16 protein-coding genes and 1 tRNA gene are annotated in these 25,650 nt (G+C 41.9%); 14 read left to right on the top strand and 3 right to left on the bottom strand.

Going from position 1 to position 25,650, the window contains the following annotated elements:
* Positions 1-27 precede the first annotated feature (27 nt).
* The 7 genes from ACVBIK_RS11210 (at position 28) to ACVBIK_RS11180 (ending at position 13,734) form a co-directional block, all read left to right on the top strand.
* Entirely contained in the window at positions 28-2,076 is a 2,049-nt protein-coding gene (locus tag ACVBIK_RS11210; RefSeq protein ID WP_447162837.1) for a DUF1302 domain-containing protein, read from the top strand.
* 18 nt (positions 2,077-2,094) lie between these two features.
* A complete protein-coding gene (locus ACVBIK_RS11205; protein ID WP_447161328.1) occupies positions 2,095-3,459 on the top strand; it encodes a DUF1329 domain-containing protein in 1,365 nt (454 codons plus the stop codon).
* 50 nt (positions 3,460-3,509) lie between these two features.
* Positions 3,510-4,529, top strand: coding sequence for a YCF48-related protein (locus tag ACVBIK_RS11200; RefSeq protein ID WP_447161327.1), 1,020 nt, complete (start codon positions 3,510-3,512; stop codon positions 4,527-4,529).
* A gap of 9 nt (positions 4,530-4,538) precedes the next feature.
* Entirely contained in the window at positions 4,539-6,842 is a 2,304-nt protein-coding gene (locus ACVBIK_RS11195) for an efflux RND transporter permease subunit (protein WP_447169690.1), read from the top strand.
* 261 nt (positions 6,843-7,103) lie between these two features.
* Complete coding sequence (locus ACVBIK_RS11190) at positions 7,104-11,948, top strand: NAD-glutamate dehydrogenase (protein WP_447162834.1); 4,845 nt, start codon at positions 7,104-7,106, stop codon at positions 11,946-11,948.
* A 59-nt stretch (positions 11,949-12,007) separates the two neighbouring features.
* Entirely contained in the window at positions 12,008-13,027 is a 1,020-nt protein-coding gene (gene pyrD, locus ACVBIK_RS11185) for a quinone-dependent dihydroorotate dehydrogenase (RefSeq protein ID WP_447161324.1), read from the top strand.
* A gap of 173 nt (positions 13,028-13,200) precedes the next feature.
* Positions 13,201-13,734: a cell division protein ZapC gene (locus tag ACVBIK_RS11180; protein WP_447161323.1), complete on the top strand. Its 534-nt coding sequence runs from the start codon at positions 13,201-13,203 to the stop codon at positions 13,732-13,734.
* Positions 13,735-14,074: 340 nt separating this feature from the next.
* On the opposite strand, the gene ACVBIK_RS11175 is transcribed toward ACVBIK_RS11180, so the two are convergent.
* Complete coding sequence (locus ACVBIK_RS11175) at positions 14,075-14,674, bottom strand: peptidylprolyl isomerase (RefSeq protein ID WP_447162833.1); 600 nt, start codon at positions 14,672-14,674, stop codon at positions 14,075-14,077.
* Between the two features lie 661 nt (positions 14,675-15,335).
* On the opposite strand from ACVBIK_RS11175, the gene rlmKL reads away from it, so the two are divergent.
* The 5 genes from rlmKL (at position 15,336) to rmf (ending at position 22,040) form a co-directional block, all read left to right on the top strand.
* Entirely contained in the window at positions 15,336-17,471 is a 2,136-nt protein-coding gene (gene rlmKL, locus ACVBIK_RS11170) for a bifunctional 23S rRNA (guanine(2069)-N(7))-methyltransferase RlmK/23S rRNA (guanine(2445)-N(2))-methyltransferase RlmL (RefSeq protein WP_447162832.1), read from the top strand.
* A complete protein-coding gene (locus ACVBIK_RS11165; RefSeq protein WP_447161320.1) occupies positions 17,461-17,697 on the top strand; it encodes a glutaredoxin family protein in 237 nt (78 codons plus the stop codon). The genes rlmKL and ACVBIK_RS11165 overlap by 11 nt, the downstream gene beginning before the upstream one ends.
* Position 17,698: 1 nt before the next feature.
* Positions 17,699-19,618, top strand: a complete 1,920-nt coding sequence (locus ACVBIK_RS11160; protein WP_447162831.1) for an ABC transporter ATP-binding protein — start codon at positions 17,699-17,701, stop codon at positions 19,616-19,618.
* A gap of 181 nt (positions 19,619-19,799) precedes the next feature.
* On the top strand, positions 19,800-21,674 hold the full coding sequence (locus ACVBIK_RS11155) for a DUF3466 family protein (RefSeq protein ID WP_447169689.1): 1,875 nt from the start codon (positions 19,800-19,802) through the stop codon (positions 21,672-21,674).
* A gap of 189 nt (positions 21,675-21,863) precedes the next feature.
* Complete coding sequence (gene rmf / locus ACVBIK_RS11150) at positions 21,864-22,040, top strand: ribosome modulation factor (protein WP_202289406.1); 177 nt, start codon at positions 21,864-21,866, stop codon at positions 22,038-22,040.
* A 120-nt stretch (positions 22,041-22,160) separates the two neighbouring features.
* Here the strand turns inward: rmf and fabA are convergent, their stop codons facing one another.
* Positions 22,161-22,676: a bifunctional 3-hydroxydecanoyl-ACP dehydratase/trans-2-decenoyl-ACP isomerase gene (fabA, locus tag ACVBIK_RS11145; RefSeq protein WP_447161317.1), complete on the bottom strand. Its 516-nt coding sequence runs from the start codon at positions 22,674-22,676 to the stop codon at positions 22,161-22,163.
* 67 nt (positions 22,677-22,743) lie between these two features.
* Positions 22,744-24,450, bottom strand: a complete 1,707-nt coding sequence (locus ACVBIK_RS11140; RefSeq protein ID WP_447169688.1) for a S16 family serine protease — start codon at positions 24,448-24,450, stop codon at positions 22,744-22,746.
* 238 nt (positions 24,451-24,688) lie between these two features.
* Here ACVBIK_RS11140 and ACVBIK_RS11135 point away from each other — a divergent pair.
* Positions 24,689-24,779: transfer RNA gene (locus ACVBIK_RS11135), tRNA-Ser, on the top strand.
* Between the two features lie 207 nt (positions 24,780-24,986).
* Positions 24,987-25,631: a UvrY/SirA/GacA family response regulator transcription factor gene (gene uvrY, locus ACVBIK_RS11130; protein WP_447161379.1), complete on the top strand. Its 645-nt coding sequence runs from the start codon at positions 24,987-24,989 to the stop codon at positions 25,629-25,631.
* Positions 25,632-25,650 lie beyond the last annotated feature (19 nt).

The following is a 25,650-nucleotide window of genomic DNA, read 5'->3' as shown; positions in this document are numbered from 1 at the left end:
TCCAGCAGGTTACGGAGAGAAGCTAAAATGAAAAAGGTTAAAAACGGCTTAAATAAGTCGACGCTTGCTTTGGGGATAGTCGCGGCGCTCGGTTTTGGCATAACAAATCAGGCCAATGCGGTCTCATTTAATTGGGGAGAAGTAGAAGGAACATTCGATTCGACATGGACTGCTGGTGCTAGTTGGCGTGTTGAAGGTCGAGATTGGGATAATCAAATAGGTAAGGTGAATCACCCACAATTTGATTGGTCTGGATATTCAGCATTCGGTAACACTAAATACAGTGCCGCTGAGATTTGGGCGCAACCAGGTTCTTATTCTAGTAATGGCGATTTAGCCGATCTGCTATATACGCAAGGTGATACGACTGCAGAGATTGTTAAAGGACTACATGAGCTTTCTTTAAAGTATAAGAATTTCGGTGTATTTGCTCGTGGTATGTATTTTTACGATCGTAAGGCAAATGATGGAGATTATGGCTATAGCAATCCATTAACAGGCAAAGAGTACGATCCTTGTGAAGATAAAAAAGCTTCAGAAGTACAATGTAAAGATATACGTCTACTAGATGCGTTTGTTTATGCTGACTTTGACTTTAATGATGGTGCAAATCCTCTTTCAATTCGTGTGGGTAATCAGGTTGTCTCTTGGGGAGAAAGCACACTGATTGCACACGGAATTGGTGTCATCAATCCAGTTGATTTAAATATTCTTAATGCACCAGGTGCAGAACTTAAAGAAGCATTTAGACCACAAGGTATGGTTTGGGTTTCTCTTGGGGTGACCGACAATTTATCTGTTGAAGGTTTCTACCAATATGATTGGGAGCCTGTTTGGGTACCAACACCAGGCTCATTCTTATCAACTAATGATTTCGCCGGCTATGGCGGCTATTACCAAAATGCACAGCTAGGTTTTAACGCAAACCCAGATATGGATCTCGACTTCTTGTTGTCTGAATACAATACCCTCGTTGGTATGGTCGGCTCAGGTGCTGTTGATCCCGCAGATTTGGCTAAACTTGCACTGGCTTATCCAACAAAAGCAACGTTAGTTGAAGATCCTGCATCGGCAAGTGATGATGGTCAATGGGGTATAAAGCTCGGTTACTACGCACCAGAATTGGGCGAGACTGAATTCGGTTTGTATTACATGAATTACCACAGTCGTCGTCCACTCATTAGTGGTACTACTGCTAACTTCTCTGAAGAGGCTATTGGCCGCGACTTACAACGTCTAGGCGGCAAAGCACAGTCTGGCGAAGCCATGACGCGCGAAGACTTGTTAGCGTTAGAAACATTCTCTAAGGCGCAGATTGTTTACCCTGAAGATATCCAATTAATGGGTGTGAGCTTTAATACACTGCTTGGTGACACTTCTGTTGCGGGAGAAATTGCTCACCGCCTAGATGAACCATTACAAATTGATGATGTAGAGTTACTATTTGCGGCAATGCCACAGCAGTTAGCGAATGCAGGTTTGCGCCCAGATTTGGACGGTATTTCTCAAGTTGAAAATTACGGCCCAGGCGAATATGCAGAAGGCTTTATCCGCCTAGATACCACTCAAGCACAGACGACATTTACCCATCTATTTGGCCCGACATTGGGCACCGATAATCTTACTATGTTAGCTGAAGTTGGTGGCGTGTGGATCCATGATATGCCAAGCCATGATGAACTTAGATTAAATGGTCCTGGTACTGCGCGCTCAGGTGGTAACCCAGATATGCCGGGGATCATTGAGGCACTTCATAACGGACCTGAAACGAACCCTTTCCCTACTGACTTTGCTTGGGGTTATCGCCTCGTTGCTAAAGCGGACTATAACAACGTGTTGGGTGGGGTAAATATTGCGCCTCGGATCATTTTCTCTCATGACGTTGATGGTATTACGCCAGATCCGATGTTCCTGTTTACCGAAGGCAAAAAATCAGTGGCATTAGGCGTGAACTTTGATTATCAAAGTCGTTGGGGCGCAGATATCTCTTATAACACCTTCTTTGGTGGCGTCGGCACGACAAATTCATTAGCTGACCGAGATTACGTTTCGTTCAACCTTAAGTATTCAATCTAAATCACAAGGACAATAACAATGAATAAACTTGCGATATTGCCTGTAGCAGTGATGTTTGCTTTAAGTGCTCCAAGTGCTTTGGCTAAAGTCTCTGAAGCAGATGCAGCTAAATTAGGCACTGAGTTGACGCCACTTGGCGGAGAAAAAGCGGCAAATGCAGATGGTTCTATTCCTGCATGGGACGGTGGCATCACTAAACCTGTTGCAGGATATAGCCAAGGAATGCATCACCCAGATCCATTCCCAAGCGATAAAATAGAATTTACTATTACTAATGCAAATAAAGATCAGTACAAAGAGTTTCTCTCTGATGGTCAAATTAAGTTGTTTGAGTTGTATCCTGAGACATTCAAGATGAATGTCTATCAGACTCGCCGCTCAGCTTCTGTACCGCAGTTCGTCTATGATGCGACTAAAGAAAATGCAACCCGTGCAGAGTTAATTGATGGTGGCAACGGTATTACGGGAGCCTCAATTGGTATTCCGTTCCCAATGCCTGAAAATGGTTTAGAAGTTATCTGGAACCATGTACTTCGCTTTCGCGGTGTAGATATTAAAACATCTCGTAGTCAGGCTGCACCGACTGCTGGGGGTAGCTATACCTTAGTTGAAACGGCAGAAGAAATTCGTTTCCAATACTCTCGTCCAGAAATGACACTGGATAAGCTGTCCAAAGATAATACGCTGTTTTTCTTTAAACAAGTTGTTACTCAGCCTGCACGTTTAGCGGGTACCGCATTGTTAGTTAAAGAAACCATGGATCAGGAAAAATTGCCTCGCCAAGCCTGGACCTACAATACCGGCCAACGTCGAGTGCGTAAGGCGCCAAATGTTGCTTTTGATACGCCTGGTACCGTGTCAGACGGCCTGAGAACAACAGATGATTTTGACATGTTTAACGGCTCGCCCGTGCGCTACAACTGGGAGTTAGTAGGTAAGCAAGAGCTGTTTATTCCATACAATGACTACAAGTTGCACTCGGATAAGCTTAAATATGACCAAATCATTACGCCTGGACATATTAATCCTGACCACGTGCGATACGAAAAGCACCGTGTGTGGGTCGTAAAAGCAACGCTTAAGGAAGGAATGCGTCATATCTATAAGGCACGTACTTTCTATATCGATGAAGACTCATGGCAGGTATCCGTTGCCGATCTTTACGATAACCGTGATGAGCTATATCGCGTGGCAATAGCCCATGGCTTGAACTATTACGAAGTGCCGACTCAGTGGAGTACATTGGAAGTGTTCCATGATCTTCAGTCACGTCGTTATATTGCTATGGGTCTAGATAATGAAGGCCGTATGTACGACTTCGATGCAAAATTGAGTGAAGCAAACTTTACTCCAGCTGCATTGCGCCGTGCAGGTATTCGTTAATCCACCATAAAAGAGGGGCGCAAGCCCCTCTCTATTTAAAGGAAGTTTGTATGTCGTTTAGCATGCTTCGATTAATCTCAATATTGAGTGTATTAAGCCTTTTTCAGTCTTTTTCGTTACTAGCACAAGAGGCAACATTCGAACAACAAATACAGCCTCTTGCCGCAGACTCACTCGTTTTAGATATTACAAAAAATCAACATACCTTAGTTGCAGTTGGTGAGCGAGGCCATGCCTTTGTTTATCAAGATGCCTGGAAACAGGTTGAGACTCCCACACAAGCTTTATTAACCAAAGCGTTTTTCATCACGCCCAAAAAAGGTTGGGCCGTAGGGCATGACGCCACAATTTTGCATACCGAAGATGCAGGCCAATCTTGGCAGTTGCAAATGCAGTCAGCAGAGATAGAAAAGCCATTGTTAGATATTTTATTCTTTAATGAGCAACAAGGTGTCGCAGTCGGTGCGTACGGTTTGTTTTACCGTACTGAAGATGGTGGAAACAGCTGGAACAGCGAATATCATCAAGAATTACTATTCGAGGAGGATGTCGCCTATTTAGAAGAGCTTAAAGCCGAAGATGAAGCATTGTACTTATCTGAACGTAGTACATTATTGCCGCACTTTAACCGTATTATCCCGGTAACGGACGATATGCTGATTATGGTTGGCGAGCTTGGCTTAGTTGCCACCTCAGTTGATCAAGGTCGCAGCTGGATTAAACAGGATTTTATCTACGAAGGTTCATTGTTTAACGCCGCTATTGTCGATGACACTGCATATGTAATGGGCCTTAGAGGCAATGTTTTTACCTCTGACTTAACTCTTATTGATTGGAGAAAAGTAGCGCTTCCAGTTGATTCCACCATTAATGCAGGTATTAAGTTGGGCGAGGGCACATTACGGGTTATTGGTAATGCAGGAGTCATTATCGATATTTCAGCCTCTGGTGAAAGCCAGCTAGTGGAGCAACGACAGGGTGAAAATCTAGTCGCTATTGCTGAAGACTCAGAAGGAAACTTATGGGTCGCAGGTAATAAAGGTCTCATCAAATTAGAACAAAAAAAATAGGACCTTACTATGTTAGATAAATTAGTTAATGGATTTGAATCTTATCTATTTCGTCATAGAGCTTTTGTCATATTTCTATTTGCTATAGTAACCCTCTTTTTAGGCTTACAAGCAAGTAACCTAAAAATGGATGCGGCATTTGTAAAGAATATCCCGCTTAATCATAGTTATATGCAGACCTACCTTAAGCACCAAAAGCAATTTGGTGGTGCTAATAGCATTATGGTGGCAGTCGAAGATACTAGCGGTGATATCTTTAACGCTAACTTTTTTGATGCGTTAAAGAACGTACATGACCAACTGTTTTTTATTCCCGGCGTAGATAGAGCTCAGGTTAAATCGCTGTTTTCTCCCTCGACTCGGTTTACTGAAGTGGTTGAAGATGGTTTTGCTGGGGGGCCTGTTATTCCTGCAGATTTCTCAACCACAGAGCAGGGCTTAAAAATTGTTCGTGGAAATATTGAAAAGGCAGGCATTGTTGGTCGTTTAATTGCTGAAGATTATTCAGCGGCTATGGTTAGCGCCCAATTAATGGATTTTGACCCACAGACGGGTGAGGCGCTTGATACCTTAGCATTTGCCGCGCAACTTGAAAAAGAGTTACGTGAGCAGTATGAAACTGATGACATAAAAATTCATATTATCGGTTTTGCAAAGATGGCTGGTGACGTGGCTGATGGCGCAAAAGGTGTGCTGCTGTTTTTCTTAATAGCCATCCTAGTGACGGCAGTCATGGTGTACTTCTTTTCAAAATCGGTTGCACTGACTATTTTACCGCTTGTTTGTAGTTTAATCGCGGTTATTTGGCAATTAGGCTTATTAACCGTTGTTGGTTTTGGTTTAGATCCAATGTCGATACTCATACCATTCTTGGTATTTGCGATTGGTGTCAGCCACAGTGTGCAGATGATCAATGCGGTGAGGAGGCGGGTAACAGACGGGCAAACGACGAAAGCTGCGGCGGCATTAGCCTTTAGAAGCTTGTTGATCCCAGGTGGTGTCGCATTGCTATCAGACACCATTGGTTTTATGACACTACTGGCCATTGATATTGGAATTATCAGAGAGTTGGCTATTTCTGCATCGCTTGGTGTCGCTGTCATTATTTTAACCAACTTAATGTTATTGCCGCTGCTTATTTCATTTACTACGGTAACGCCAAACAAAGATGCGCAAAATGCACAGCCGAGTAAAATCTGGATAACACTATCAAATTTTGCCACGCCAAAATATGCGGTTTGGGTGCTTATCATTACAGGGATCCTTTACGGAGTGGGCCTACAGCAGGCCAACAAGATGAAGATTGGTGATCTGCAAGGTGGCGCGCCAGCTTTGCATTTAGACTCTCGATATAATCAAGATACGTTTTTTATTACTGATAAGTTTTCAATTACTACCGATGTCATGACCATTATTGTGGAAGCATTCCCTGAGGCGTGTACTTATCACTCGGTATTGACGCAAATTGATGACTTTGAATGGCAAGTGAGTAATACCCCAGGCGTTGAGGCGACAGCGAGCCTGGCATCTGTCGCTAAGCGTGTTAATGCTGGTTTTAACGAAGGTAACCCTAAATGGAGTGTATTGCCGCGTACAACTGCGAGTTTGGTACAAGCCGTTGGACGGGTTCCTACAACTTCAGGTTTACTTAATAGCGACTGCTCGGTAATGCCTGTGTATCTGTTTCTTAAAGATCATAAAGCTGAAACCATAGAAGTTGTTATTGATAAAGTTAATCAGCTTAAAAAGCAGATGGATAACGAAAAGATCCAATTTAAGTTAGCATCTGGTCCTGTTGGTGTGATGGCTGCAACTAATGAAGCGGTAGCTGAAGCGCAATTGCCTATGATGTTATATGTCTATGGCGCGGTCTTTATTCTTTGCCTAATTAGCTTCCGTTCATTACGTGCCACGATAGCAGTGATTTTACCGCTATATGTAGTGTCTACATTAGCTCAGGCATTGATGACTCAGCTCGATATTGGCCTTGCGGTAAGTACTTTGCCTGTTATTGCACTCGGTGTTGGTATCGGGGTCGATTACGGGATCTATATTTTATCGACGATGGCGGTTCGTTTAAGAGACGGCATGCCAGTTCAGCAAGCATATTATGAAGCATTAGTTGAACGCGGGAGTGCGGTTATTTTCACAGGCCTGACTTTGGCAATAGGTGTGAGTACTTGGTTCTTCTCGGCGCTTAAGTTCCAAATGGACATGGGAATATTGCTAACATTTATGTTTTTGGTAAATATGTTGGGGGCAATAATTATCCTACCGGCCATCGCCGCGATGTTTTGGCGGCAGCCCAAGTAGAATCGACTAAAGAGGAGCATTAGCTCCTCTTTTTTTATGCATAAAAAAACGTTATATACGATTGTTATGTCATCAGTGTGAATAAAATCGGTACAAGGTTAATATTGATGAGGATGTACCACTAAAATAGTTCTCGAAATATAGGGGATTTAGTAATAAACTTCGCGCTATGACCTAGGTCACAGAAATAGCTCAGGTCCGTTTGATAAGCATCCATAAAAATTAAAAAGCGCTGCCATAGCCCCCTAAGGAAATAGCAACATGGCCTTGAAAGATGCAATGCCTTCAGTACTGCTCGAAAATGTAGTCAACCTAATTCACGCTAAAGTACCCAATTCACAAGCAAAACAAGTAGAACAGTTCGCTACTTGCCTCTATGCGCACATGTCAAAAGATGACCTCAACGCGCGTAATGACAGTGACCTATATGGTGCTGTTTTGAGTCAATGGAATGCACTAAATAAGACCGCCGTCGGGGAAGGTCATATTAGAGTATTTAACCCTAGCCAGTCTAAGCATGGTTGGCAGTCAAGCCATTCAATTATTGAGATCATTCAACCCGACATGCCATTTCTTGTTGATTCTGTTGGCATGGCAATTAATCGTCTCGGTATTACGGCACATATGATGTTGCATACACCGATGGCAATTGAGCGAAAAGACGGCTCAGTGACGCATGTAAGCTATAGCTCAGATGATCAAAGTAATGTTGATAAAGTCGCTGTATTTCTAATTGAAATCGATAGACAAAGTAGCGACGCTGACATTAAAGCACTCACTAAAGAGATTGAATCGGTAATTGGTGACGTAGGCGCCGCGGTCAATGACTGGCAAGCTATGTCTACTAAGCTTTGCGATACAATTGCTGAGCTCGACGAGCGTCCGTACCCTGGCACTAAAGAAGAGCTTAACGAAGCGAAGAACTTTTTATCTTACCTAAATGATCACCACCTCACCTTACTTGGTTATCGTCGCTATGATCTGCATAAAGTTGAGGGTGATTTAGAGTTAGTCGCTGATAAGTCGACCAGTTTAGGTTTAATGACTAAATCAGCCAAAGCTAAAACAGAAACAGGCTTACTGCTGTCTAATTTCTCTGAAAGTGCCCGTAAAGAAGCACTTGATAAGAGTTTATTAGTATTAACCAAGAGTAGCGAGAAAAGCCGAGTTCACCGTCCTGCTTATGTTGATTATATCGGTGTAAAGCGTTTTGATGAGCAAGGTAATGTGATTGGTGAAGACAGATTTATAGGTCTTTACGCATCTAACCTTTATAACCGCAGTCCTCGTGAAATTCCGCTTTTAGCTCAAAAAGTTCAACGTGTACTCGACAACTCCGGTCTTACCCCACGTTCGCATGACTATAAAGCACTGATGCATATCCTTGAGACCTTGCCACGTGATGAGCTTATTCAAGCAAGTGTTGAACAGTTAGCCTCAATTGCTCATGGTGTTTTAGAGATGCAAGATCGCGACAAACTTAAATTGTTTGTCCGTAAGGATGGCTTCGGCCGGTTCTTCTCTTGTCTCGTTTATGTCTCAAAAGATAGATATAACACTAAATTACGTGAAGATACTCAACGCATCCTTGCTCAACACTTTAATAGTTCAGAGGACGTTGAATTTACAACTTATTTCTCAGAGTCTACTTTGGCAAGAACCCATTACATCATCAAAGTTGACAACAATAATATGGACGTCGATGTGGCAGCGATAGAGAATAATTTGACTGAAGCAGCTCGCTCTTGGGAAGATAAACTTGCAAGCGCTGTATACAGCGCTCAAGGTGAAGAGTTAGGTAATAGCCTAATTAAGCGTTATGTAGACGCGTTCCCACGTAGTTATAAAGAAGATGTGTTACCAAGTTCATCAGTTGTTGATATTCAGCACTTAGAAGAACTTGATGATGACCATAAGTTGGGAATGCTGTTTTATCAGCCGCAAGAGACTGCTCTCAATAACAGCAAAGTTCGCTTAAAACTTTTCCATAAAGATGAGCCTATCCATCTTTCTGATGTGTTGCCTATGTTAGAAAACTTCGGCTTACGGGTTATCAATGAGAGACCGTACGAAGTTAAAACAGCTGATGGAGCGACTTACTGGATCTTAGATTTCTTGATGACAACCCAAAATGTTGCCTCAGATGATTTAGCAGACAGTCAAGAACGCTTCCAAACTGCCTTGTCTCAAGTATGGAAGAAAGAGCTTGAAGACGATGGCTTTAACCGCTTAGTACTGTCTACCGGTTTAACTGGCCGTGAAGTTTCTGTGCTGCGTGCATATGCTAAATATATGCGTCAAATCGACTCTACATTTAGCCAAGCTTACATTGAAGAAACATTCTCAAGCTATCCGCAAATTGCTGATCTGCTAGTTAAAATGTACATACGAAAGTTTAATCCTAAGCTGAAAACACGGACACTAAACAAGTTTATAGAGCAGATAGACATTCGTCTTGACGATGTATCTAGCCTAGATGATGACCGTATCATTCGCCGTTATCTCGATTTAATTAATGCGACCAGTCGTACTAACTTCTATCAGTTAGCTGAAACGGGTTTACCTAAAGCATACATTTCATTCAAGTTTGAGCCAGCATTGATCCCTGAGATGCCTAAGCCTCTGCCTAAGTATGAAATCTTTGTCTATTCACCACGCGTTGAAGGTGTGCACCTTCGTGGCGGTAAAGTGGCTCGTGGTGGTCTACGTTGGTCTGATAGACGTGAAGATTTCCGTACCGAAGTACTGGGTCTGGTTAAAGCGCAGCAGGTAAAAAATACGGTTATTGTTCCTGTTGGTGCAAAAGGTGGTTTTGTTTGTAAACAATTGCCAACGGATGGCGGTCGTGAAGCTTTCTTCGCAGAAGGACAAGAGTGCTATCGTCTATTTATTCGTGGCTTACTTGATATCAGCGATAACATCATCAATGGTGAAGTGGTTGCCCCCGAAAATGTGGTTAGACACGATGAAGACGATCCGTATTTAGTTGTTGCGGCCGATAAGGGCACGGCAACCTTCTCTGATATCGCCAATGAAATCGCTATCGAATATAACTTCTGGTTAGGTGATGCATTTGCCTCCGGTGGCAGTAACGGCTACGACCATAAGAAAATGGGTATTACCGCACGTGGTGCGTGGGAATCGGTTAAACGCCATTTCCGCGAGATGGGGGTTAATTGTCAGACGACTGATTTCACCTGTTTAGCAGTAGGCGATATGGCGGGTGATGTATTTGGTAATGGCATGTTGTTATCTAAGCACACTCGTTTAGTTGCTGCCTTTAACCACATGCATATCTTTATCGATCCGAATCCTGATGCTGCGACTAGCTATGTTGAACGTGAGCGTTTATTTGCGCTACCTCGTTCAAGTTGGGAAGATTACAACCAAGCGCTTATCTCTAAAGGTGGCGGCATATTCTTGCGTTCTGCTAAGTCAATTCCGTTGTCTGCAGAAATGAAGAAAATGCTGGGTAGTCAAAAAGCGTCAATGGCGCCACTTGAGTTACTCAAAGAGCTACTTAAGATGCAAGTTGATCTTATTTGGAATGGCGGTATTGGCACATACGTTAAGGCGACAAGTGAATCGCATGTTGAAGTTGGCGATCGAGCTAACGACGCAATTCGTGTTAACGGCAATGAAGTTCAAGCTAAAATTATTGGTGAAGGTGGAAACTTAGGGTGTACCCAATTAGGCCGTATTGAATACTGCGCTAATGGTGGCCGTATGAACACTGATTTTGTTGATAACGTAGGTGGTGTCGATTGCTCTGATAATGAAGTTAACATTAAGATTTTGCTTAACGCTTTAGTCGCTGACGGTGAGATGACGCTTAAACAGCGAAATCGCTTGCTAGAAGAGATGACTGATGAAGTTAGCCGCATCGTACTGCAAGACTGTAAAGATCAAACTCGTACGATTTCGGTCACACAAGTAAGAGGTGCGGAGCAACTAAAAGAGCAAGTTCGCTTCATTCACTATCTTGAGAAAGAAGGTAAGTTGGATAGGGCTCTTGAGTTCTTGCCAAATGAAGATGAGCTTGCCGATCGCCTAGTAAATGGTAAGTCTCTTACTCGTCCAGAGTTATCTGTACTTGTTGCTTACGCTAAGATGGTCCTAAAAGAGCAGTTGCTAACATCAGAAATTACTGAAGATAGCTTCTTAAGTCAGCTTTTAGTTGAGTACTTCCCTAAGCAACTGCAAGAGAAGTATATCGACAACATGGCTGCGCATCCGTTACGCGGTGAAATTATCGCCACGTCTTTAGCCAATGAATTGGTTAATGATATGGGACTTAATTTCGTTCAACGTATGCAAGATGAGACAGGTGCCTCAGTAGCAGAAGCTGCCATTTGTTATACTATGGCTCGCGAAGTATTTGGTTTAGCTGATTTAACTAAATCTATTACTGATTTAAATGGTGTTATTCCAGCCGTTGTACAGTGTGAAATGCTGCATCAGTTGCGCCGTAATATCCGTCGTGCGAGTCGTTGGTTCTTGCGTCATCGTAATCGTAGCTTGAATATTGAACAAACAATTGAGTTCTTTAAACCTGTATTTGATGAATTAAAAGCAAGTGTTCACCAATATATGGTTAATGAAGAGGTTGAGGGTATTCGAGCTGAATCGAACGCATTGATCAAAGAAGGTGTACCTGAAGATGTCGCTATGGTAGTGGCTAATGTCAGCACCTTGTTCTCTGCATTGGATATTGCACAAATCTGTGCTCTAGAAAACAAGCCCGTACCATTAGTTGCTGAAACGTACTTTAAGCTTGGTGCTAGTGTTGATTTACACTGGTTCCTTGAGCAAATTAGTGCGCAGCCTGTGACTAACCATTGGCAAGCATTAGCAAGAGCGGCCTTTAGAGAAGAGCTTGATTGGCAGCAGCGTTCATTAAGTTCAGTCGTTTTAAGAACTTGTACTGAAACATGTGATGCGAATAAGATCATTTCAGAATGGATTGAGTCAAATCAAAGCCTATTGGAGCGTTGGTTCCATATGCTTGCTGACTTCAAGACTTCGCAAAGCCATGAGTTTGCAAAGTTCTCTGTAGCCCTACGTGAACTTAATCTTTTGATCCTTCACTGTGAAGGTCAAAAGTAATCTGATTTAAATCAGAAGCCCTGGCAAATGCCGGGGCTTTTTTCGGTCTAGGAGAAAACATGTTTTATAAAATCGCACAAAAGTTCATGTTTCAGATGGATCCAGAACTGGCGCATAATTTCGCTATTGGCAGTTTAAAATCTACTGGTAATACGCCTTTAAATTGCTTTTATGCGCAAAATATCAAGCCAGCGCCTGTCACTATGATGGGACTGACATTTCCAAATCCAGTAGGTCTTGCCGCTGGCATGGATAAAGACGGTGAATGTATTGATGCATTTCATGCTATGGGTTTTGGCCATATTGAAGTCGGCACAGTAACACCGCGTCCACAGCCAGGTAATGATAAGCCACGCTGCTTTAGACTAAAGCCTGCTAAAGCGATTATTAATCGCATGGGTTTTAATAACAAAGGGGTAGATAACCTAGTTGAAAACCTCAAAGCAGTTAAGTCTAATGCGATGGTCGGCGTCAATATTGGCAAGAACAAAGATACACCTGTAGAGCTGGGTAAAGAGGATTACTTAATCTGTATGGATAAGGTGTATGCTTATTCAGCTTATATTGCAGTAAATATCTCTTCGCCAAATACGCCTGGTTTGCGATCGCTTCAATATGGCGATCTATTAGATGATCTGCTTGGCTCTCTAAAGGCAAAACAAAAAGAACTCGCTGAAAAACATGGTAAGTACGTACCCATTGCTTTAAAAATTGCACCAGACTTGTCAATTGAAGAGATTGAAAAAATCGCTGAAGCACTTATAAAGAGTGAATTTGACGCTGCTATTGCTACCAATACGACGCTAACTCGTGACGGTGTTAGCGGTTTGTTGAATGCTAATGAAGCTGGTGGGTTAAGTGGTAAGCCATTGAATTCATTGTCAACAATGGTTATTAAGCAATTGGCTGACTGTTTGAAAGGTAAACTTCCGATTATTGGCGTCGGTGGTATTAATGCGGCTGAAGATGCATTAGATAAATTAGATGCTGGTGCTGAAATGGTCCAGATTTATTCAGGATTTATTTATCAAGGACCAAAACTAATTAAAGATATTGTAGAAGCATATCGAATTAAGTAATCTGACTTCGATCTAATATTATTTATTAGATCATAAAACGATCATTAAGATCCGTAAAGGATCTCAGTGATCGTTTTTACTCCACTATTAATTATTATCTCGAATTAAATTTATTTTGATATTGGTGAAATAATCATCTATTATTCAATTGTATCTAAATAAAGGTAAACGTTATGTTATTAATGCCAAAAAGGGATTGGCAGTGGGGATATAATGAAGCGTACGGAGTATTAAGCGTTTCGTTAGGGGATGATATGGAATTTTTATCGCCTTATAAATTAAAATCCTTAATACCTGATGCCAAAGAAACAATGGAGTTTAGCGTAGAGCACGCTAAGTTCTATATTGACTTGGTCGACCGTTTATCAAAGTCAATGTCGTTAAATGATGCACTATTAGTGCAAATTGCATTGAATGCTACCGCTGCTCATTTCTTACTGAAACCTCAGATGCCTAAATCTTGGTTTTTTAATGTCTCACATCAATGTGCTTATAGTGAAGTGGGTAAACTCTTTCAGTTAACCACGAGTCAGCATACTGTCATTGCTATGGTTATCGAGTCTGGTTTGCAAGCCTCATTGGTGATGATTATGTCGACAGAATGTCGATTAACCGACTCTAAAAAGCTTGATCAATTTGACACGATAAAAGTGATGCATGACAGGCTTTCACCTATGTCAACTCAAAGACAAGTTAACGCAGCTTAGAACGATTCATAGCATTATTTACTCTTGAACTTAAGCTGTTTTTTGGCAGGATTTTCTCTACAGCCTTTAATAATTAGCCAAGATAACTAGCTTGTCTGATAACTAGTTTGCTTTGAAAATTAGCTTGGATAGTTTTGGGGAATTTTTATGCCGAGGAGACTTTCACGGTGCCTTGCTTATGAAAAGTCGAATCCAGTTGACTGTTAATCCATTAGATAGATTATTGGCCATCCAATAACAAAAATTGTTTGCCCGTTCCCTTAATGATTATGAGCCAACATAACTGACGATAATATTAATGAGGCGCTTGCAGCATAATTAAACGCCTCATTATTACTGCTTAATTACTTGAACAACTCGTTTCAATAACTGAGTTAATCAAGATTTCTGATAAAGGTACGTCATTGGCTCCAGTTTTTACAATGCTTATTTGATCGACCACATCCATTCCTTCAATGACTTTCCCAAATACCGCATATCCATAATTTGAGGCAGAGGCATCAAGTTGTGGATTATCGAGTACGTTAACGAAGAACTGAGTCGTGGCAGAGTCCGGTGCGTTTGTGCGCGCCATTGCAATCGTGCCGCGTACATTGCTAATGCCAACATGAGCTTCATTAACAATTGCTTCTTTTCCCGGTTTGGCGACTAAGCCAGTGTTAAAGCCACCACCTTGGATCACAAAGTTGTTTATGCTGCGGTGAAATAGTGTTCCTGGGTAGTAATCACTATCGACGTAATCTTTAAAATTATTCCCTGTAATAGGCATATTGGTTAAATCGATGGCAAATGTCATCTCTCCCATCGTTGTAGACATGATATAGCAGGCATCGGCTTGTAGCTCAGGCACTTGTACTGGAGGCGGAGTTGTTTCATTACTATCGCTTCCGCCACAAGCGGTTAATCCAAGACAAAGTAGTAGAGGAAGTGTTGTTTTCATAAAAGTACTCACTTTTAAAACTCGCACCACGCATGTAGTGAAAGTGTGTTTGTTGTTGTTTTTGTGTGTTAATTGTGGTGCTGGTGTGATTTTATCTATTTCAGTCTATAGATCAATCAAATGCCGGTAATGGTTACAAAGTGTCGCATCTTGGTGTTAATAGAGGTAAGGCTTATGCGGCCAATGAGCTGGCGGCGTATGTTTTAACAATATACCCTTGCGGGTTCGGCGATCATGTATCTCTGGATATTTCTGGAGAGTGTCAAAACGGCTGGCCTTCTTTTTAGCTGTGTTCTAGTGGTGGCGGCTGGCAACGTTAGGCCTTGCAGTCAGTTATATTAAGCCAAGCTCAGCGCTGCTTATAAGTGTGCATTGCACGGCAGCTGGATATTTTGCAAGTATCTGCATAAAACTTGGAACTTTATGAGGTGCTGCGAGATACATGATATGGCAAGTCTTTGATACCTGAGCAATACCTCAACTTCTAGAAGCCAAACTTTCAGTTTTTTTGCCGGTGATTTGAAAGAAACGAATCAAGGCATATGTTGCCTCAATCAGTTGCTTAAGGGATTAAATTTCGCTTTAGCCAATAACTTTTATCATTTAGTAGTACTAACAGGTATAATGTCGAACTAATTTTTACTGTGTGTCGACTTAATCAATGTTAAATTTTTTTGCTGCAGCTCCTCGGGGCTATGAATATGCGTTATCACTTGAACTCGCTGAGCTTGGCGCTTCTAATATTAAAGAAAGTGTAGCGGGCGTTTATTTTTCTGCTTCGCTAGAGCTGGGATATCGTATTACGCTATGGTCACGCTTGGCGAGCAGAATCATTTTTGTCATTTATAAAGGTCCATGCGAGTCACCTGAGCAGCTATATAACGCCGCTTACGGTATCGATTGGCAGATGCAGTTTTCAAATCGCAGTACTTTTAGTATCGACTTCCATGGCTTGGGTGGTTTTATTAAGAACACTCAGTTTGGTGCGTTAAAAATTAAAGATGCGATTGTAGATCGTTTTCGCGATGATGATTTTTCTCGTCCAAACGTTGAAAGAGTTGATGCCGACTTTAGAATTGATGCCCACTTTAGACGTGGCGAGATCACTATTGGTATTAATTTCTCAGGTCCTGCACTACACAAGCGTGGATACCGTTCTACTACAGGTGAAGCACCACTAAAAGAGAACCTTGCAGCCAATATGCTGGTCCGAAGTGGTTGGCAGGCGGCACAAGTAGATTTGCTCGATCCTTTCTGTGGTAGTGGTACCATTTTAATCGAAGCGGCGATGATGGCTTGTGATATTGCACCTGGTATTCACCGTGAGCGTTTTGGTTTTGACCATTGGTTACCTCACAACAAAAAGGTATGGGAAGAGTTATTAAACGAAGCAAGTGCTCGCGCATCCATCGGTAAAACCCGTTGCGAAATTAAGTTCTACGGCTCAGACATCGATTCTAGACTCGTTGCGCTTGCGAAGCGCAATGCTGAAAATGCAGGCGTGCTTGATTTAATCGACTTCAGCGTGGCAAACGCATTAGATATTAAGGTTCCAGCTGAATCTGGTTTCCTAATATCTAACCCACCGTATGGTGAACGTTTAGGTAATGTAACCTCATTGCTTCAGCTTTATTATCAACTGGGTGATAAGTTCAAGGCCGACTTCGGTGGCTGGAGTATCGCTATTTTAAATAGTGATGTAGAGCTTTTATCTGCACTTAAATTGAAAGCAGATAAGCAGATGAAGATGAATAACGGCGCTTTAGAGTGTGCGTTTAACCTTTATACTGTTCATGCTGAAAATACTCGTCGAGTCGATCCTACCAATATCAAGATTGAAGGTGATGTGAGTGACATCGCAGTGCCTTTTGCTAACCGTATTAAAAAGAACTTTAAGCAGTTAGAGAAGTGGGCTAAGAAAGAGGGTATTGATAGCTACCGTTTATATGATGCTGATCTGCCGGAATATAATGTTGCGGTTGATAAATACCTTGATTACGTCGTTATTCAAGAGTACTCAGCACCTTCTGAAATTCCAGAAGCCGTGACTAAGCGTCGATTAACCGACGTATTGATCTCTTTACCTAGTGCGATAGGTATTGACCCTAATCACATCATTTTGAAAACCCGTGAGCGCAAGAAGGGTACTAATCAATATGAGAAATTAGCCGCGAGTAAGCTTGAGCTCATCACGACAGAATATGGTGCTAAATTCAAACTAAACCTGAGAGAATATTTAGATACAGGCTTATTTTTAGATCATCGATTAACGCGTAAGTTAGTGGGTGAAAAATCAAAAGGTCGCAGTGTATGTAACCTGTTCTCATACACCGGCTCAGCATCGGTACACGCAGCTTTAGGCGGTGCGGCTTCTGTCACAACTGTTGACATGTCTAACACTTATATTGATTGGGCAAAAGAAAACTTCGCATTAAATGGCTTAAATAGCGATAAATATCAGTTTGTTCAGGCGAACTGCCTACAGTGGATGAAGCGCACACACGACAGGTTTGATCTGATTTTTATCGATCCACCGACCTTCTCAAACTCAAAGCGTATGGAAGACTCATTTGACGTGCTACGTGATCACGTGGATATGTTAGCGAATGTGTTTAAGTTGCTAAATCCGGGTGGAGAAATCATTTTCTCAAACAACAAGCGTAAATTTAAGATGGAAGTTGAGCAACTTGAAGCCTTTGGTATGTCAGTTAAGAATATTGATAGCCAAACTCTGCCAATGGATTTCAAGAGAAACCCGCATATCCATAATACTTGGCTAATTACTCATGCCAAGTAATGTTTCAGTAGTCTTGTTTCACACAGATGCTTGCCATCTGTGTGAGCTGGCAGCTGAGCTGCTTGAGCAAACCGATGTTGCTTATAGCATGATTGATATTTGTGATGATCAAAATCTAGCAGAGCAGTACGGCATTCGTATTCCTGTTGTCAAAATAGTCGACACCCAAAATGAACTAAATTGGCCGTTTGATCTCGCAGCATTAAAAAAATTTTTAGGAGCGTAAGTTGAGTCTAGTACGTATTAATAACGGCTCTTTAGCCTACGGTTACACCCCATTATTGCAAAAAGCTGATTTTACCATTGAACCCGGTGAACGTGTTTGTATCGTAGGCCGTAATGGCGCAGGCAAGTCTAGTTTGATGAAAGTATTGAGCGGTGATGTGCTGCTTGATGAAGGTGAGTTTAACATTGCCACTGACGTTAAGGTGAGCCGTTTACAGCAAGATCCCCCTAAAGCTGAGCAGGGCTCTGTATATTCATATATTGCTGCTGGCTTGCAAGAGGTTGGAGAAAAGTTAGAACGATATCATCAACTTTCTCATGATGTCGGCACTGCGTCTCCAGATGAAATGGATCGAATGCTAAAGCAGATGGAACGTTTGCAAGATGATATCGATCATCTTAATGGCTGGCAGCTTGATAACCGCATTAATCAAAACTGTGAGCTATTAGGATTAGACCCCGACGCGGCACTATCTGAATTATCAGGTGGTTGGCAACGTAAAGTGGCACTAGCGCGTTCTTTAGTCAGCGATCCAGATCTATTGCTTCTTGATGAGCCGACCAACCATTTAGATATCGATACAATTGAGTGGTTAGAGCAGTTTCTACTGAGCTACCGTGGCGCGATAGTATTTGTCAGTCACGACCGTGGCTTTATTCAACGTATGGCGACTCGAATTGTTGATTTAGATCGCGGCGTAGTCACCTCTTGGCCCGGCAATTATCAAGCTTACTTAGATGGTAAAGCGGAATGGCTACGTGTTGAAGCTGAGCAAAATGCCCACTTCGATAAAAAGCTAGCTGAAGAAGAAGTGTGGATCCGTCAAGGCGTTAAAGCGCGTCGTACTCGTAACGAAGGCCGTGTTCGAGCACTTAAAGATCTGCGTGTAGAACGTATGGCTCGTCTTAATCGCCAAGGCGGTGCTAAAATGGCCGTTGCTGATACAGACCGCTCAGGAAAGCTCGTTTTTGATATTGAAAATCTTGAATACAATTTACCAGAGAAGAATCTGGTTAAGAATTTCAGTACAACAGTGATGCGTGGTGACCGTATAGCGCTAATTGGCCCTAACGGTTGTGGTAAATCGACGTTAGTTAAGTTGCTTATTGGTCAGTTAGAAGCACAATCGGGTAGTGTTAAAGTCGGTACTAAGCTCGAAATCGCTTATTTTGACCAATACCGTGAAGCATTAGATCCTGAAAAAACGGTTGAAGACAACGTTGGCGAAGGTAAGAAAACGGTAACGATTAATGGCCAAGACCGTCATATTTTAAGTTACTTACAAGACTTTTTGTTCTCGCCTATGCGCGCTAGAACACCGGTTAAAGCCTTGTCTGGTGGCGAGAAAAATCGTTTGTTGTTAGCACGTCTATTACTAAGACCTGCAAACCTTATTATTCTCGATGAACCAACCAACGATCTTGATATCGAGACACTGGAATTGCTAGAGTCTCTGCTTGCGGATTATAAAGGTACCTTGTTGTTGGTCAGCCACGACCGTGCCTTTATCGATAATACCGTAACCAGTAGTTGGTGGTTTACCGGCAATGGCGGCTGGAGTGAGTACGTTGGTGGTTACGAAGATGCAGTTTCTCAAGGTGCAAGATTTTACTCTGAGGAACCTCAAGGCATAAATGCTGTCAAAGCTCCTGTTGTTGAAGTAAAGCCAGTAGTACAGCCTGTTGCTAAGAAAGTAGAAAAGAAACTTTCTTATCAATTACAACGCGAATTAGAGTCTCTACCTGCTTTGATGGAGCAGTTAGAGCAAGAACTTGAAAATTTACAAGCCATTGTCAGTTCACCTGAGTTTTACGCTCAGGAGCAAAAAATAGTGAATGAAAACTTGAAAGCATTGTCCGATAAGGAAAGTCAGCTTGAAAGTTGCTTTGAGCGATGGGAAGAGCTCGAATCATTGAAGTAATACTAATTAATTAGACTGATGGTGTGTTGATGACAAAATGGGCTTATATACAATGTGGTTCGAATTACTAGCTTGCTAGTTATGAATTTACGATGTAACAAAGCCCATTTTAACGATTAAAAGCGGCCAGATGATTAATATGATTGGTATAAGCTAAAAATAAGAAATAGGAAGCGAGTTAATGAAGTTTAAGTTGGATAAAACCCTATCGTTAGTAGCTGTTGGTGTATTAAGCGTACTTCAAGGTGTTCAAGCTGCACCTGTTTATGAAATTATTAATATCGATCTAGACACTTATAACCTAAACGGCACTATTGATAACACGCGTAACGGTTATGGGATGGCCGTTAATATTAAGAATGAAGCCGTCGGTGCCGCTAAAGGTAAAAAGAAACTAACGGTTTCTGAAGATGATGATGGTGTTATTGATATCGAAGACGGTGTTGCCGATTCTGAAACCATTACCTATTCAGTTAACCTTCCAATTATCGCAAATAATTTTACTTTCACTTCAAATGGTAACGCTTGGATCCCAACATTTGAAAGTGTTAACGGCACCACGCCGCCAGCTCTTCCTGAAGATGATGCGACAGTCAACTCGATTGATACTTTCTTCTACGATATCAATGATAGTGGCCTTCAAGTGGGCGCTATGACGTCAAAGCAGCAAACACTGCCTTATGATGGAAGTAATGAAGAACAAGAGTTTTGGTATTACCGTGATTATGAGCAGCGTGGCTTTGTAAAACAAGGAGCCGATGCCGAAATTGCGTTAATTCCAGCTTATTCCGAGTATGTCTATAAAGCGGGTGAGGCCGAAGAACAAACGATTATCGTTGGTGGTTTCTCAAGTGCTGCAGCCGTTAACGATAGCGGTTTAGTCGCCGGTTACGCCAGTACAGACATTAGTGATAATAGCGCAAATATCATCAATTCTTGTGTTGATAATAATAGCGATACCGCGCCGCAGAATATTTGTATTCAATCAGCACAATTTCCAAATCAATATGGTTATAGTGATATTCAATATCAGATCCGTGGCTATGTTTGGCAATATGAAGCTGGTAACAATACACCGACAGCGACCATGCTACCATTAGGTCTTGAAGTGACTAATGACAGTGTTTATAGCGCACAGGGTCTTGGTGTAAATATTGAGGGCGTTGTTGCAGGTCGCTCTTATGTATACCGTCAAAATGATAAAGACAGATTATATTATGACGCAGCCTACTGGACTAAAGATGCTAATGGTGAGTACAAGTACAACTGGGTCAATGTCGATGAGGCTCGAGATGTGTATTCCTCTATCGCTTATGACATCAATGATGCCGGGATCTTAGTTGGTAGCTATAACAAATATATCGATGGCTACCGTAGAGATAAATTCTTCTACTTTGACACCAACACCCCAGAAACTGCACTGGTGACACCAAACGACTTTTATAACAATATCTCTGATTTAAGTAGCCGTGGCCGTGATATAAACAATAAGGGCCAGGTTGTTGGTTATATTGACACCACTCATGACAAGGAAAAGCCGCGTCCAAAGGCTGGTTTCCTGTATCAACTGCCAAATAGAGAGTTTCCTGATGGCGAGTTTAACAACGTCAATAATCTACTGACCTGTGAGTCGAAAGGTTATGAGAAGAACGCTGAAGGAAACTGGCAACGTCACCTGGTTGAAGTACAAGATGGTTCAGGCAAGACACTAACCTATAAGAGCGAAATCCTTGTTGTTGAAGGCAATAGCATCAATGAAGACGGTACGATTGTTGGTACCGCGTTTATCCGTAAACCATCGTATAAGTTTGATGCTTTAGGCAACATAGTGATTGGTGATAATGGCTTACCATTCTTTGAATTAAACGGCTATGGCGATCCTGTGACCTCTTTCTTACCACGTATGGTGGTATTACAGCCTGCAGTCTCAGGCGCAGAAGCGTGTACTGTTATTGATGATGATGGTAGCAATGACAACTATGAGCGTAAAGGCGCAGCTAGCTTTGCGTGGGTCTTGATGTTGCCTCTATTGTGGTTTAGACGTCGATTCAATTGATATTGTTTAAGTAATCAATAATCGAGGCTACGGCCTCGATTTTTTTTGCAATAAATTTGTAAGATATCTCAGTAGCTTAAATAATAACCGTATACAAGGCCGTTTTTTAGGATTGATCTCAACTTAAAAAAGCTTTATCAATGTAGGTGAAGCGTTAGCTTCTTTTGTTATCGAAGAGAGGGTGCTTGCATGAAAAGACAGAAAAGAGATCGATTAGATAGAGCTTTTTCAAAAGGCTTTCAAGCAGGAGTTGGAGGCCGGTCGAAAGAGATATGTCCCTATTCGACGCTTGATTCTAAATCACAATGGCTTGGCGGGTGGCGTGAGGGCATTGACGGTCGGCTGAGCGGCTTATTTAATAAGTAAGACTGAGTAACCTATTCTAATAAACTTTTCACTTTAACAATTGAATGATTTAAACAATATTATGCCCTCTGTTAAAGAGGGCATTTTTCTTTTAGCAATCTAACTTGGTTTTTGAGCGAATTAGAAGCTTGTTGTATCAGTAAATATACCGACTTTAAGATCTTTAGCGCTATAAATTTCTCTACCATCAACTTCCATCGTGGCATCTGCAATACCCATAACCAACTTACGATAGACCTTACGCTTAATGGTAAGCTTATAGGTGACTTTTTTAGCGTCAGGTAGAACTTGGCCTGTAAATTTCACTTCGCCAACGCCTAAGGCTCTTCCTTTGCCTTCCGCACCTTCCCAGCCTAAGAAAAAGCCTACTAGCTGCCACATCGCATCTAAACCTAAACAGCCTGGCATAACAGGGTCGCCTGCAAAGTGGCAGTCAAAAAACCAAAGGTCTGGGTTAATATCGAGCTCTGCAATAATCTCACCTTTACTGAATTCACCACCGTCAGAGTTAATTTTTAACACTCGGTCGATCATCAGCATATTGTCTTTTGGCAGTCTCGGAGAATTAGGCCCGAATAGTTTGCCAAGTCCACAGGCAATAAGATCTTCTTTGGTAAAACTATTTGCGTTACTCATTATTTTTGATACTCCAGCAATTTGAGCTGCCAAGGTTAGCGAACACGTGTACGCTAAACAACTCCGATCAGCTAGAAAATCTTAGTTTTTCGATCAATCTTGCAAAAAGACCTTTTTCTTCTTCCTGGTAGCCCGCCAAGCTTTCTAAGCGAGATTGCACTAATCCATAGATTGAATCGTCTGGAAACTGATTATCTTCATCAGCATTACCAGCCTGCGTCTGCATTAAGATCTCCACAGCCTCATCAATATGCTTTACTTGGTATAAGGTGAACTTACCCGCAGTAATGGCTTCAACAACATCGTGATGTAGATTCAGTTGTTGCATATTAGAGCTAGGGATAATCACGCCTTGTTGGCCAGTGAGCCCTCGACGTTTACATAGTTTAAAAAAGCCCTCAATTTTTTCGTTAACACCGCCGATGGCCTGTACATTACCAAATTGATCGATGGCACCGGTAGCGGCTAAACTTTGTTTAATTGGCTTTTCTGAAATAGCTGAAATTAAACTGCAATATTCAGCAAGAGAGGCACTGTCACCATCAATCTCCTGATAAGATTGTTCAAATACGATATTAGCATTGAGGTGGAGTGGGGCATCTTTACCAAAGATCCGGTACAGACATGCCGACAGGATCATCATACCTTTGGCATGAATATTACCGCCCAATTCAGACTTACGCTCAATATCGGCCACTTCACCATCACCGTAATGAACAGAAGCTGTGATTCTGGCTGGCTCACCGTAACTGAATTCTGCGTTTTCAATTACGGTCAACCCGTTAATTTGGCCTACGATTTCATCTTGAGTGGGTAGGTTAATAAATAGGTCATCAAAGTTTTGTGCAGAAAGTTGTTCAGATGCATTATGACGTTGGTTAATCATGGTAATACTGTGCAGTAATACCGGCTCTGAGATCTCATAATCTTGAGCATAGGCTTTGGCTTGAGCCAACAAGTGTTCAATATTGACAGCCATTAGACTAAGGCGCTGCTGATGGTCGGCAAGTTTTGCACTGTATTGCAGTAATAACAGTAAAGCAGAGCGAGTCAAACTGACATTAAGATTATTAAATATACTCGCTAACCAATGGCAGTACTCTAATGCTGAATGCTCAGTGAGATCTACCTCATTGATTAACTCCCCAAGAAGTGGGAAGTGCCTTGAAAAGCTAGGTTCACCTAACCAACAGCTACCATATTGATGGCTGGACCCAATCAGGATGATTTTGCAGTTTAATGCTAGAGCCGGTAACTGCGAGTGGACTTGAAAAGTCTGTTTATCGAGGATCTCAAGTAATAGGTCCCACAAATTCTCCCTCTTCCAAAGGGAGTCCGCACAGATAAACAGATAATGACAGCTGGCAAGTAAGCCAGCTTCATAAGTTTGTGATTCACTATGGTAGCGACCGACTAAATCGACTTTACGTATTGAACCGGACAGATACTGATACTCGTGAGTCTTAGTCGCAAGGCGATTGTCGCTATGTTCATCATGCTCAACCCAAGCTGTAACTTTATCATCAAGTACTAAGCTAAGGGGAGGGAACTGGCCTTGTTCTTTTACTAAGGCATCGATAATCCGCTTTCGATTGCAACCAAAATAATCAGCTAAAAACATGTGCTGATTATCGGTTACAGTAAGTAGTCGAAATGCATCGAGACTGCGTTCTTGACCTAGAAGATCGGCCTTTGGGCTGGAGGTGAACGCCTGTTCAGCTGGAAGGTTGAAACTGGGAACAAGAGCAGAAGCAGGAATGACGTTTGAGTTCATAAAAGTATATGTCTATTTTTAGTAGGGTGATACTAGCACATTTTTCGACAGGCTTTGACAGTTAACGATTTGCCAGTGTGTTTAAGACAAGGGTTAACTTTCTCTAGGCTCATTTAAGCTGCCCAGATAACGGTTCTTATCTGTCGTCCAATAGTTAAGCGGTAGAGCGGGTTGAGTCGCTATTTTGTTGGAAATGGGTTTACAAGATTATCGGAAACGAATAATATCTACTTCGTTCGGAGAGATGGCAGAGTGGTCGAATGCACCGGTCTTGAAAACCGGCATGGGTTTATAGCCCATCTAGGGTTCAAATCCCTATCTCTCCGCCACATTTAGAAAAGGCAGCCTTATGGCTGCCTTTTTGCTTTTTATATTAAGTCATTGTTATTTGGTGATATTTTCTGTAACTATCTCTATAGGATTAGAGAGATTTTACTTTCTATATGCAGTTAGATGCGATAAATTAACCTTTATAACATTATTGACTTGAATCTTTTTACATGGATTTAAATCAAGCATCTAAAGGTAAGACGGCTTTGATTTCTGTATATTTAGTTGATGACCATGAATTAGTGAGAACGGGTATTAGACGGATCCTCGAAGATGAACGAGGCATTAAAGTCGTGGGTGAGGCTGGTGATGGCGAAACCGCAGTCCAGTGGTGTCGAAAAAACGAAGCCGACGTGATTTTGATGGATATGAATATGCCGGGTATTGGTGGGTTAGAAGCAACTCGCAAAATTCTTCGCTTTCAATCCCATGCTAAGATAATCGTACTTACTATTCATACAGAAGACCCTTTTCCTACAAAAGTGATGCAAGCAGGTGCTTCTGGCTATTTAACAAAAGGAGCGACTTCACCAGAGGTTCTACAAGCCATTAGACAGGTTGCTCATGGGCAAAGGTATTTGTCACCAGAAATCGCACAGCAGATGGCACTGAGTCAGTTTAACCAATCTGAAGAGAACCCTTTTAAGTCTTTATCAGAAAGAGAGCTGCAAATAATGCTGATGATCACCAATGGTGAAAAGGTGAGTGAGATCTCAGAGCAGTTAAACCTTAGCCCCAAAACGGTCAATAGCTACCGATACCGCTTATTTGCCAAGTTAGGTATTGGGGGAGATGTAGAGCTGACTCGTTTAGCTATTCGATATAAAATGTTGGATACAGGACAATTTTAAATAACTGGCTTACAAATTT

The organism is Shewanella sp. 125m-1 (assembly GCF_052977065.1).
This window is presented reverse-complemented; position numbering and strand designations above follow the sequence as displayed.